Genomic DNA, 12,570 nt, shown 5'->3' with positions numbered 1-12,570 from the left:
CCTGCTCGCGAAGACGTCCTTCCAGACGACTACAAACTTAACTCTCTATTAGAGGCCTTGAGAAATTCCTGCTTCAGCTCTTCAAACGTATGCACCGCCGGGAACTGCGGAAACTCGCGAATCACGTTGTCCGGCGCATGAAACAGAATCCCTGCATCTGCCTCACCGAGCATCGTCGTGTCGTTGTACGAATCGCCCGCCGCGATCACCCGGTAATACAGGCTCTTGAACGCCAGCACCGACTGACGCTTGGGATCTTTCTGACGCAACTGATAGCTGGTCACCCGCCCGCTTTCGTCAGTGATCAACCGATGGCAAAGCAGAGTCGGGAAGCCCAGCTGGCGCATCAGCGGCTGCGAGAATTCATAAAAAGTGTCCGAGAGAATCACCACCTGAAAGCGCTCGCGCAGCCAGTTGACGAACTCCACCGCGCCGTCCAGCGGTTTCAGCGTGGCGATCACTTCCTGAATGTCCGAGAGCTTGAGGCCGTGTTCATCGAGGATGCGCAGACGCTGCTTCATCAATACGTCGTAATCGGGAATGTCCCGGGTGGTGGCCTTGAGGGCGTCGATTCCGGTTTGTTCGGCGAAGGCGATCCAGATTTCCGGTACCAGTACCCCTTCAAGATCCAGGCAAGCAATTTCCACAGGACACTCCCGTTTGTAGTGATTATTGGGTCGAGCGAGGCCGAACTCTAGCCTTTGAACATGAGGCGCGCAACGCAGAGGACGCCCCGGGCGCGGCAGCTTTTTGTTACCATCGGCCCCCTATAGAGCGCCCGAGCGCCACTGACCTGTAGGAAGCCGCCCTGATGAGCCCAACGTTCGACGTCGTGGAACTCGCCACGACCTATGCCAACAAATCCGCCCAGGACATCCTCAAGCTCGCCTTCGCCGAATTCGGCGATGACTTGTGGATATCTTTCAGCGGCGCCGAGGACGTGGTGTTGGTGGACATGGCGTGGAAGCTGAACAAGAACGTCAAAGTGTTCAGCCTCGACACCGGCCGCCTGCACCCGGAGACCTACCGCTTCATCGAGCAAGTGCGCGAGCACTACCGGATCGACATCGAAATCGTCTCGCCGGACTACACGAAACTCGAACCGTTCGTGAAGGAAAAAGGCCTGTTCAGTTTTTATAAGGACGGCCATGGCGAGTGCTGCGGCATCCGCAAGATCGAACCGCTGCGCCGCAAGCTGTCCGACGTCAAAGCCTGGGCCACCGGCCAGCGCCGCGATCAGAGCCCGGGCACTCGCAGCGCTGTGGCAGTGCTGGAAATCGACACAGCTTTCTCTACGCCGGAACGCACTCTATACAAGTTCAACCCCCTGGCGCAGATGACCAGCGAAGAGATCTGGGGCTACATCCGCATGCTCGAACTGCCCTACAACAGCCTGCATGAGCGCGGCTTCATCAGCATCGGCTGCGAACCCTGCACCCGTCCGGTACTGCCGAACCAGCACGAGCGCGAAGGCCGCTGGTGGTGGGAAGAAGCCACGCAGAAAGAATGCGGGTTGCATGCGGGGAATATCATCAGCAAGAGCAAGGCTTGATCCCCTGCTGAATGACGTCCCCTTGTAGGAGTGAGCCTGCTCGCGATAGCGGTATATCAGTCGAAGAATTTATTGGCTGACACACCGCTATCGCGAGCAGGCTCACTCCTACAGTTATCTGATGCGATTCGAAAAAATGTGTACACAGAAATGTCACCATCGGTGCCATTTATGTGTGCACTTTCAGTTTTTAACGCCCTGAAAAGTTACATTCCTCAGCAGAGTTCCATCTGCCTGCCTTTCTGCAAAATCCCTCCCCGGAAAAAATACCTGTCCAGTCGATCAATTTATATCGCCGTTTTTTCAGCGACTTATGATCCATCGATAACTATTCGGAATGAGCCGCGGTGCCGCTAGATCTGCATCTGGCACAAATCTGGCTTTATCGCATACATGTTTTGTATACAAAACTGCAAAACATGCACACTTTCGATCCGCAAGCCTGAAGCGCCCTATCCCGTACAGGCTGCAGATGCCCCGTAATTAGTGATGGTTTCACCGCCGCGCCGAAGATTTGTCGAGCCTGAGCGCTCATGCACAGTCATCGCGGCGGTGAACGTCAGGAGCCTGCCGGAATGCGTACAAGTCTTTCGAATAACATTGCGCTGAATCTGCCCTCCTCCACGCTTGATCAACCGTTGCCCCACGACGGACTGAGCGAGCCTCTGCACCTCAGCCCGCGTTTGCACAACAGCGATCTGGCGCCGACCAAAGCCGAGGGCCGGCGCTGGGGTCAGTACAGCATCTTCGCCCTGTGGACGAATGACGTGCACAACATCGCCAACTACTCGTTCGCCATCGGCCTGTATGCGTTGGGCCTGGGCGGCTGGCAGATTCTTCTGTCGCTGGGGATCGGCGCGGCGCTGGTGTACTTCTTCATGAACCTGTCCGGCTACATGGGGCAGAAAACCGGGGTGCCGTTTCCGGTGATCAGCCGGATCAGTTTCGGCATCCATGGTGCGCAAATTCCTGCATTAATCAGGGCAGTTATCGCCATCGCCTGGTTCGGTATTCAGACTTATCTTGCCTCGGTGGTATTCCGCGTCTTGCTCACCGCCGTGCATCCCGGCTTCGCCGAATACGATCACAACTCGATTCTCGGCCTGTCGAGCCTGGGCTGGGTGTGCTTTGTGGCGATCTGGCTGGTGCAACTGGCGATCCTCGCCTACGGCATGGAGATGGTGCGCCGTTACGAGGCGTTTGCCGGGCCGGTGATTCTGCTGACGGTCGCCGCCCTCGCCGCGTGGATGTACTTCCAGGCCAATGCAACCATTGCCTGGTCGATCCGCGAGCCGCTGACCGGTGCTGAGATGTGGCGCAACATTTTTGCTGGCGGCGCGTTGTGGCTGGCGATCTACGGCACGCTCATCCTTAATTTCTGCGACTTCGCCCGCTCTTCGCCGTGCCGCAAGACCATCAAAGTGGGAAATTTCTGGGGCTTGCCGGTGAACATTCTGGTCTTCGCGGCGATTACCGTGCTGCTGTGTGGCGCCCAGTTCCAGATCAACGGGCGAATCATCGAAAGCCCGACCGAAATCATCGCCTCGATCCCCAACACATTCTTTCTGGTGCTCGGCTGCCTGGCTTTTCTGATCGTCACCGTCGCGGTGAACATCATGGCCAACTTCGTCGCCCCGGCGTTCGTCCTCAGCAACCTCGCGCCGAAGTACCTCACCTTCCGCCGCGCCGGGCTGATCAGCGCGACCATCGCCGTGTTGATCCTGCCGTGGAACCTCTACAACAGCCCGCTGGTGATCGTTTACTTCCTGTCGGGCCTCGGTGCCCTGCTCGGTCCGTTGTACGGGGTGATCATGGTCGACTACTGGCTGATTCGCAAAGGCCGGATCAACGTGCCGCAGCTCTACAGTGAAGACCCCGATGGCGCTTATTACTACAGCCGCGGCATCAATTTCCGCGCGGTGGCGGCGTTTATTCCTGCAGCGCTGATCGCCATCGTCCTGGCGCTGGTGCCAGGTTTCCACAGCGTTTCGCCGTTCTCCTGGCTGATCGGTGCCGGCATCGCCGGCATGCTTTACCTGATCATCGCCAAACGCCAGCCGCACTACGCCGAAGTCAGCGGCGAATGCATCGCTGTGGATAACGTCAGCCACTGATCCCTTCGCGGCCCGGTTTTCGGGCCGCACCACTGCCCGCAATAAGGATTTTCCATGCGTATTCTCGTGGTCAACGTCAACACCACCGAATCCATCACCGACGCCATCGCCCGCTCGGCGCAGGCCGTCGCCTCACCCGGTACCGAAATCGTCGGCCTGACGCCGTACTTCGGCGCCGAATCGATCGAAGGCAATTTCGAAAGCTACCTGGCCGCCATCGCCGTGATGGACCGGGTGATGGCCTACGACCACCCGTTCGATGCGGTGATCCAGGCCGGCTACGGCGAGCATGGCCGCGAAGGCCTGCAGGAATTACTCAACGTGCCGGTGGTGGACATCACCGACGCGGCGGCCAGCACCGCGATGTTCCTTGGCCATGCCTACTCGGTGGTGACCACGCTGGATCGCACCGTGCCGCTAATCGAGGATCGGCTGAAATTGTCCGGCCTGTGGGATCGCTGTGCCTCGGTGCGCGCCAGTGGTCTGGCGGTTCTCGAGCTGGAACATGAGCCGCAGCGCGCACTGGAAGCGATCGTGCAGCAGGCGGAATTGGCGGTTACCCAAGACAAGGCCGAGGTGATTTGCCTGGGCTGCGGCGGCATGGCCGGACTGGACGAGCAGATTCGCCGACGCACCGGCGTGCCGGTGGTGGATGGGGTTACGGCGGCGGTGACGATTGCCGAATCGCTGGTGCGCTTGAAGTTGTCTACGTCCAAGGTACGAACGTATGCGACGCCACGGCCGAAGAGCATTATTGGTTGGGGGCAGCGGTTTGCTCGATAGACCGCGTTATCGTTCATCGCGAGCAGGCTCACTCCTACAGAGGAACGCATTCCAATTGAAGGAGTGAGCCTGCTCGCGATAGCCGCAACTCGGTTTGATGCCTGGCTCAGACAGCACTAAACCGCCGCGCCAATCCCTGCTCAGCAAACTGCTCAATCACAAAATCCACAAACGCCCGGGTCTTGCCCGGCAACAATTTGTGCTCGGCGTAATAGATCGAAATGTTGCCGTCATCGACAAACCAGTCCGGCAGCACCCGCTGCAATGTCCCCGCCTGAAGGTACGGGACCGCAAACGGCATGCTCACCAGTGCGATCCCCAAACCTTGCATCGCCGTCGCACACGCCGCCTCGGAATCACTCATGGTCATCCGCGCCCGCAACGTCAGCGGACTGTGTTGTTGATCGCGATGGCTGAGTTGCCAGGAACGCACACGCCCGGTCTGCGGTGAGCGAATCAGAATACCGTCGTGCAGGTTGAGATCTTCGGGATGGCTAATCGGCGCATGGTTCTGCAGATAATCCTGCGACGCCACCAGCACCCGATGCGCCGGCGTCAGTCTGCGCGCAACCACGCCTTGTGGCAGTTCAAAGCCGCCGCCAATCGCCGCGTCGAAGCCCTGCGCAATGAGGTCGACCTGACGGTTATCGAAATGCCAGTCCGGGTTGATCGCCGGATAACGCCGCAAGAATTCGCCGAGCAGCGGCACGATATACAGACGCCCGAACACCGTGCCCATGCTGACTTTCAGCGTCCCGGCCGGCTGCCCTCCAGCGCTGGCCAGATTGGCCACGGCATTCTGGATGGTGGTCAGGCTGGCGCTGACCTCACTCAAAAACAGCTGCCCCGCTTCGGTCAACGTCAGGCTGCGTGTACTACGCTGGAACAGCCGCACGCCAAGCCGCGCTTCCAGTTTCGCCACACTTTTGCCTACCGCCGCCGGGGTCAGGCTCAAGCGCCGCGCGGCTTCGGCAAAGCTGCCGACCTCGGCGCTGCGCACAAAGCATTCGATACTGCTGAACGTTTCCATGATCGCCACTATAAACTTCTGGTTTACACAGACTATAGCAATCATGGTCTACACGGTTGTCGATGCCACGCCGATACTCGGCACCAACACCAAGGCATTCCGCCTTGAACACTTGGAGATCGAACATGACCACTCAACACCTCAGCGGCAAAGTCGCTCTGATTCAAGGCGGTTCGCGCGGCATCGGCGCGGCCATTGTCAAACGTCTGGCCGCCGAAGGCGCCGCCGTGGCTTTCACTTACGTCAGCTCCGCCGCAAAAGCCGAAGAACTGCAGAACAGCATCACAGGCAACGGCGGCAAGGCCTTGGCGATCAAGGCCGACAGCGCCGATGCCAGCGCGATTCGCCACGCCGTCAGCGCCACCGTCGAAGCGTTTGGCCGGCTGGACATCCTGGTCAACAACGCCGGCGTGCTGGCCATCGCGCCGCTGGAAGATTTCAAACTGGAAGACTTCGATCAGACCTTGGCCATCAACGTGCGCAGCGTGTTTATCGCTTCGCAGGAAGCGGCGAAGCACATGGGCGAAGGCTCACGGATCATCAACATCGGCAGCACCAACGCCGACCGCATGCCCTTCGGCGGTGGCGGCGTCTACGCGATGAGCAAATCGGCCCTGGTCGGCCTGACCAAAGGTCTGGCCCGCGACCTCGGCCCACGGGGCATCACCATCAATAACGTACAGCCTGGCCCGGTCGACACCGACATGAACCCGGCCCATGGCGAATTTGCCGATAGCCTGATCCCGTTGATGGCGGTGGGTCGTTACGGCACTGCCGATGAAATCGCCAGCTTCGTCGCCTACCTCGCCGGGCCGGAAGCCGGCTACATCACCGGTGCCAGCCTGACCATCGACGGTGGTTTCGGCGCCTGACAGACCGGCAAAAAAAACGCCGCCCTTCTTTATAGGAAGGGCGGCGTTTTTATCTGGGCGATCAGGCCAGTTCCAGCGTCGGCAGACCAAAAGCGCTTGGCCTGAAGTCTTTCAGCGAGCGAAGAATGCCGTCGGCGTGGGCATACTTCTCATCGGCCATCGCGGCGTCAGGGATGGCAATCGCGGTCATGCCTGCTGCTTTCGCCGCAGTGACGCCGAACGGCGAATCCTCAAACACCAGACAATCCTTGGGCGCAACGCCCAGCCGCCGGGCGGCGGTGAGGAAGATGTCCGGCGCCGGTTTGGCCGCGCCGACTTCCGGATCGTCCGCCGTGACAATGAAATCGAACAGCGCGAACCAGTCACGGTGCAAGGTGGTTTTCTGGCCGAACGACTGGCGCGACGAACTGGTGCCGACCGCAATCGGAATGTTATGCGCCTTGAGGTGACGCACCAGCGCCTCGGCCCCCGGCATCGCCTGCGCCCTGGGGAAACGCTCGCGCATCAGCGGCTCGCGAATCTCAAGAAACTCTTGTGGGGTGATCGGTAGCTCCAGCGCCTGCACCACGTAATTGGCCAGGTCATTGGCACCGCGACCAATGATGTTCTGCTTGACGCTCCAGTCAAAGGTTTTCCCGTAGCGCCCGGCAATCAGCGAGGTGACCTCGGTGTAAATGCCCTCGGTGTCGAGCAGCAAACCGTCCATATCGAAAATCACGGCCTTGATCGGGCCGAACGTCTTCAGCGGTGCATTCATCATCGGATCCGTTAACAAAGACATCCCGGGCGACAGGCAACGTGCCGCAACGCGGATCTGATTAATGGGTTCAGCAGCATAGCGAGGCCGATGGACATTGGGCAACGGGCAATCCCGTCGACGCGCTCTGCGCATTTAGCGAAACCTCCTACAGATACTGCCTACTTCCCCGACTTCTTTCCTTTTTGATCCCCCGCAAAGTCCGCGCTCCCGTTTCTTCCTATGCGCGAGCGACTGCGAATGTTTCAACCCGATCGGCTCCTGGCCCTGAACAACAGCATCGGATTGCTGGTGGTGGCCGCCCTGAATCCCCAGCAGCCAGATTTCGAAGCGCTGATCGATGAGTTCCGCCTGTGTCTGAACACCTACGAGACCTGGGCCGAGCAGTTCTGGAGCGGGACGGCGCTGGGCATCGAACAGGTGTTCAAGGTTGGTAACGACGTACAACTGAGCGCGCCGATCACCTCGCGCGCACCTGTCAGCTCATCGGTAGTCATGTGTTCGGCCAGCGGCCCGTTGACCTTGGTGCACATGTTTGAAGCGGCGCGCTTCGTGCCGATCGGCGACACCCCGGTAACCCTCGAACCGCTGCTCAGCGAAGTCGACGGCGTGCAGACCTACGGCGAGCCACTGCGCTACACCATCGGCCCGAGCGGGATCCTTGAGGTGACCGATTGCATGCGCGGCCAGCGCTATCGCGTCACCTTGTTTCCCGATGCTTCCACTGCCCACGTGCGCGCGCTGTATGCCTCTTATGAAGGTGTCATCGCCGGTCTGGAAAACTGGCTGCGCGTTGAATGGAAGGGCTTCCAGCCGCAGTGGACGGAGTTTTCCAGCGGCGGTTTTCTTGATCGTTACGGGCAGTTGCAACGGGCCGATTGGCGCGGTCTGGAAAAAGCTTTGAATGGCGTCTGGGATGACATCCAACAGCTGTTCGCCCTCCTCGCTGATCTGCAGGAGCACAGCGCAAAGCTCCTGGAATACCTGAGCGAAGTCGAACTTGAGGCGCTGCTTGCCGCTTCAAATGAAGCGATTGCCAACGCCTTGCTGATGCTCAGCGACGAGCCGTTGCTGTTCATTCATCTGGCGGCGTTCACCAGTTGGCTGAAGATGCTGCCGCCGCAATACCTCGCCGAAGTGGTAGCCGAAGTCCGTACCGAGTTGCTGATCAGTTTCCTGTTGATGCGCGTGGCGGGCGGTGCCGGCGTATCGCTGCGTCTGAGCAGCAAGGTCTTGGCCAGGATCAAGTCGCCACGGGCGCGGGAATGGCTGGTCGCTTCAGCCTTGCGTCTTGCTGAGCTGACTTCGACGCCGGAACTCAAGCAGCACGCGAGCACGCTAAAGCCGCTGATGATTCACGCCCGGAATGTTCAGCTGAAGCCGACGCCGTCGATTCCGCTGAACATTCGCCAGGCCGACGCGGTGGTGCTCAACGTGCCGAATCCGGCAACCCTCGCGCGGGAAAAATCCCAAGGCATGGCGCGCCTTGAGCGCCATGAGCCCCACGACGATGTCCCCGACCAGGCGAAAAACCCCAACGGCGATGCTGCCGATTGCGTGCCCAACACCTGCACCAACGGCTGTCCGGTGTCGATGGTCACCGGCGAAGAACTCCTGACCCTGACCGACGCGGTGCTCGACGGTGTGCTGCCCTTCGAGTTCACTCGTTTGTACCGCAGCAGCGCCGTCGAGATCGACATCGGCCTGGGTTTCGGCTGGAGCCATACCCTCGCCCATCGCCTGGCTTTCGACGGCGACAGCGTGATCTGGATCGACCACGAGAACCGCCGCACCCGTTTTCCCTTGCCCAATGTCGCGCGTCCGGCGATTCACAACAGCCTGTCGCGGGCGGCGATTTTTCTCGGTGATGAACCGGAAGAACTGATCCTCGCCATGGCCGGCGACAGCGCACGGTTCTATCACTTTCGCGCCGGCCGGCTGACGGCGATCAGCGATGTCTACGGCAATCGTCTGACCCTACACCGTGATCGCTCCGACCGCATTCAGCGTCTGGACAACGGCGCCGGCCGCTCGCTGCTGTTGCGTTATGACCGGGCGCAACTGGTGGCGGTTGATTATCAGGTCTTCGTGCAGGGTGAGTGGACCACCGAGCAAAACCTCGCCACCTACCGCTTCGATGCCCGCCAACGCCTGCTGACCGCGACCAACGCGGCGGGCGACAGCGAGCGCTACGACTACGACGACCACCACGTCATTCTCCAGCGCCAGCTCACCGGCGGCGCGAGCTTTTTCTGGGAGTGGCAACGCGAGGGCAAGGCGGCGCGTTGCGTGCGCCATTGGGCCTCGTTCTCGCAGATGAACACCCGCTACGTCTGGAACGATGACGACGCCAGCGTGACCGTGCATTACGTCGACGGCACCGAAGAAGTCTACGTCCACGACGAGCGCGCGCGGCTGGTGCGTCAGGTCGCGGCCGATGGCGGTGAGCAGCTCAAGGCCTATGACGAGCAGGGCCGCTTGATCGCCGAGCAGGATGCTCTGGGCGCGGTCACCGAATACCGCTACGACGAGGTCGGACGGCTGATCGCGCTGATTCCGCCGGACGAGGCGCCAACGTCCTACGAGTACCGCAACGGTTTTCTCCACAAGCGCTGCCGCGGTGATGCGGTGTGGATCTATCGGCGCAACGCCGAAGGCGCCGTCACCGAAGCGGTTGATCCTGACGGTCAGGTCACCCATTACTACTACAACCTGCGCGGTCAGTTGCTGTCGTTGCGTTACCCGGACAGCAGCCGCCATCGCTGGGTGTGGAACGAACTCGGTCAGCTCATCGAAGAAACTCTGCCCGACGGTGGCGTGCGGCGCTTTTCCTACGATGCGCTGGGCCGGCGGATTACCACCCAGGACGAATTTGGTGTCGTCAGCCGTCAGCAGTGGGACGCGGCCGGCCGACTGATCCTGACGACTTCTCCTACGGGAAGCACGCGCGCCTACAGCTACGGCGCCTACGGCCAGATCACCGCCGAACGCGATGAACTGGGGCGTATCACCCGCTATGAATATGACGACGACCTGCACCTGGTCTCGCGGCGGATCAACCCCGACGGCACCCGCGTGCAGTACCGCTATGACCATGCGCGGTTGCTGCTCACCGAGATTGAAAACGAGTCCGGAGAAAAGTACCGACTGGATTACACGCCGACCGGATTGATCCGACAGGAAACCGGGTTTGATGGACGTCGCACTGCGTACGTTTACGACCTCAATGGCCATCTGCTGGAAAAAACCGAGTTTGGTGATTTCGGCCCCAGTCTGGTCACCCACTACCAGCGCGACAAGGCCGGGCGTCTGCTCGTCAAAATCCTGCCCGACGGGATCAAGGTGCGTTATGACTACGACCGCCTCGGCCGCTTGGTTGCCGTCGATGACGGGCAAAATCATCCGCTGGCCTTCGAGTATGACCGTCAGGACCGCTTGATCACCGAGCATCAGGGCTGGGGCACCCTGCGTTATGCCTACGATGCTTGCGGTCAGCTCAAACGCCTGCGCCTGCCAGACAACAGCAAGCTCGATTATCACTACGCCAAGGGCGGTGCGCTTTCAGCCATCGACCTCAACGGCACGCCGCTGACCCGGCATGTGTATCAGTCAGGTCGCGAACAGCAACGCCAGCAAGGTCTGTTGCTCAGCGAATATGCCTACGACGATCAGGGTCGCTTGCTCGCCCACGCCGTAGGCCACCGCCACGCCTCGCTGTACCGCCGCGATTATGCCTACAGCGCCAACGGCAATCTCGAGCACATCGCCGACAGTCGCCACGGCCAGCGCACCTACGGCTACGACGCCCTCGATCGGCTGATCCGCGTCCGCCACTCACGCGACGAACTGCCCGAATCCTTCGCCCACGACCCGGCCGGCAACCTGCTGATGCAGGACCGTCCCGGCCCCGCGCAGATCAAGGGCAATCGCCTGCTGATGCAGGGCGACCGTCATTACGACTACGACGCCTTCGGCAACCTGATCCGCGAACGCCGCGGCCACGGCCAGACCCTGGTCACCGAATACCGCTACGACTGCCAGCACCGCCTCATCGGCCTGACCCGCCCCGACGGCCAGACCGCCAGTTACCAGTACGACGCCTTCGGCCGGCGCATCCGCAAAACCGTCGGCGACGCCGTCACCGAATTCTTCTGGCAAGGCGAACACCTTGTCGCCGAAAGCAGCGCCACGCAATACCGCAGCTTCCTCTACGAACCCGGCACCTTCCGCCCACTGGCAATGCTCGACGGCAAAGGCCCGAAAAAAGCCTGCCCGTTCTACTACCAACTCGACCACCTCGGCACCCCGCAGGAACTCACCGACTACAGCGGCGAAATCGTCTGGTCCGCGCAATACGACGCCTACGGCAAAGTCGCCGCCGTCACCCTCGCCGGCGAAGACTACCTCGACCAGCCGCTGCGTTTTCAGGGGCAGTACTTCGATGTTGAAAGCGGCCTGCATTACAACCGCCATCGGTATTACGACCCGAGGCTTGGGCGGTATCTGACGCCGGACCCGGTGAAGCTCGCGGGTGGGTTGAATCAGTACCAGTACGTGCCGAACCCGACGGGGTGGGTGGATCCGTTGGGGTTGACGTCCAATTGCCCGCCAAAAGGCCGAAAAACGACCGACTGTCCAAAACCTAATGAAGTCGAGCCCCCGCTGGTTTCTCGGCGAGGCGCGTTCAGAAAGGCAAAACTTGACTCGGGAATACCAAAAGGGCAGCAGCCCGACATTCAAGTCGATGAGGTCAGCGGCAAGCAGAAGCAATTCACTTATGCCAACATGACAGATAGGAAAGGCAATAACATCTTGGACAGTCGCGGAATACCAATCATAACTAGAGAATATAAATACACCAGAGAGGATGGCTTTATATTGATCCTCCAAGATCATTCCGCGGGGCATAAATACGGGGATATAAATAACCGGGGAGATCAAGGCCCTCACATAAATGTGCGACCTGCGGATGACAGGCGGAATGGCAAGGTAAAAAACACAAGCGATCATTACCCTTTCAGGAGATCACGATGAAAAACTGGAACGAAATAGAGGGCAGCAAATTTTTCAATATGGTATTCAGCAGACATATACCTATCTCAGAGATTAAGCTATTCGCCCTGAACATAGACAATAACCTTTCAACACTGACCTTGGCTTTTGACATCAGGGAGACACCAGACACTCCTCCAAAGAAATGGGATCTCATAGGATACAATGCTTGCCGGATCGGAATAACGTGCAGTGAAGTTCGAGGCTTGACAACATCAAACATTCCAACGCAAGAAACATTAAACCTATCCATCCAACTCATTGGGGATCGGTACTCTGTTTCCGCCACATCCATGTCGTCAGAGTTAAAATTCACTACATCATCATTAAGATTGAGAGAGCCAAGTGTGTACTTAACAGAAACACCTTTCTAGACCATTCAATCATCAAACGCTATTTTGCAGGTGACA

9 protein-coding genes are annotated in these 12,570 nt (G+C 59.6%); 6 read left to right on the top strand and 3 right to left on the bottom strand.

Annotated features, from left to right (window positions below; genetic code table 11):
• Positions 1-29: 29 nt before the first annotated feature.
• Positions 30-647 (bottom strand): bifunctional phosphoserine phosphatase/homoserine phosphotransferase ThrH, encoded by a 618-nt coding sequence (gene thrH / locus J2Y90_RS14705; RefSeq protein ID WP_253500614.1) that lies wholly within the window; start codon positions 645-647, stop codon positions 30-32.
• 164 nt (positions 648-811) lie between these two features.
• Here thrH and J2Y90_RS14700 point away from each other — a divergent pair, with 164 nt between their 5' ends.
• The 3 genes from J2Y90_RS14700 to J2Y90_RS14690 all read left to right on the top strand — a co-directional run bounded on the left by J2Y90_RS14700 (position 812) and on the right by J2Y90_RS14690 (position 4,449).
• The gene (locus J2Y90_RS14700) at positions 812-1,552 is read left to right on the top strand and encodes a phosphoadenylyl-sulfate reductase (protein WP_253500613.1); all 741 of its coding nucleotides are present in this window, start codon (positions 812-814) and stop codon (positions 1,550-1,552) included.
• A gap of 575 nt (positions 1,553-2,127) precedes the next feature.
• Positions 2,128-3,666 (top strand): NCS1 family nucleobase:cation symporter-1, encoded by a 1,539-nt coding sequence (locus J2Y90_RS14695; protein ID WP_253500612.1) that lies wholly within the window; start codon positions 2,128-2,130, stop codon positions 3,664-3,666.
• A 54-nt stretch (positions 3,667-3,720) separates the two neighbouring features.
• On the top strand, positions 3,721-4,449 hold the full coding sequence (locus J2Y90_RS14690) for an aspartate/glutamate racemase family protein (protein ID WP_253500611.1): 729 nt from the start codon (positions 3,721-3,723) through the stop codon (positions 4,447-4,449).
• A gap of 106 nt (positions 4,450-4,555) precedes the next feature.
• Here the strand turns inward: J2Y90_RS14690 and J2Y90_RS14685 are convergent, their stop codons facing one another.
• Entirely contained in the window at positions 4,556-5,479 is a 924-nt protein-coding gene (locus J2Y90_RS14685) for a LysR family transcriptional regulator (RefSeq protein ID WP_253500610.1), read from the bottom strand.
• A gap of 125 nt (positions 5,480-5,604) precedes the next feature.
• Between J2Y90_RS14685 and J2Y90_RS14680 the strand changes: the two genes are divergently transcribed.
• Entirely contained in the window at positions 5,605-6,351 is a 747-nt protein-coding gene (locus tag J2Y90_RS14680) for a 3-oxoacyl-ACP reductase family protein (RefSeq protein WP_056784118.1), read from the top strand.
• Positions 6,352-6,412: 61 nt separating this feature from the next.
• On the opposite strand, the gene J2Y90_RS14675 is transcribed toward J2Y90_RS14680, so the two are convergent.
• Positions 6,413-7,108 (bottom strand): HAD-IA family hydrolase, encoded by a 696-nt coding sequence (locus tag J2Y90_RS14675; RefSeq protein WP_253500609.1) that lies wholly within the window; start codon positions 7,106-7,108, stop codon positions 6,413-6,415.
• A gap of 240 nt (positions 7,109-7,348) precedes the next feature.
• Between J2Y90_RS14675 and J2Y90_RS14670 the strand changes: the two genes are divergently transcribed.
• Together J2Y90_RS14670 and J2Y90_RS26630 are read left to right on the top strand one after the other, a co-directional pair.
• The gene (locus J2Y90_RS14670) at positions 7,349-12,142 is read left to right on the top strand and encodes an RHS repeat-associated core domain-containing protein (RefSeq protein WP_253500608.1); all 4,794 of its coding nucleotides are present in this window, start codon (positions 7,349-7,351) and stop codon (positions 12,140-12,142) included.
• Positions 12,139-12,534 carry an Imm50 family immunity protein gene (locus J2Y90_RS26630; RefSeq protein WP_367399437.1) on the top strand — a complete coding sequence of 132 codons (396 nt, stop codon included), beginning with the start codon at positions 12,139-12,141 and terminating at the stop codon, positions 12,532-12,534. Before J2Y90_RS14670 ends, J2Y90_RS26630 begins: the two co-directional genes overlap by 4 nt.
• Positions 12,535-12,570 lie beyond the last annotated feature (36 nt).

This window comes from Pseudomonas koreensis, assembly GCF_024169245.1.
In the GTDB taxonomy this organism is placed as follows: domain Bacteria; phylum Pseudomonadota; class Gammaproteobacteria; order Pseudomonadales; family Pseudomonadaceae; genus Aquipseudomonas; species Aquipseudomonas koreensis_F.
Note: the sequence above shows the minus strand (reverse complement) of the source record. Positions and strands in the feature narration are given on the sequence as shown.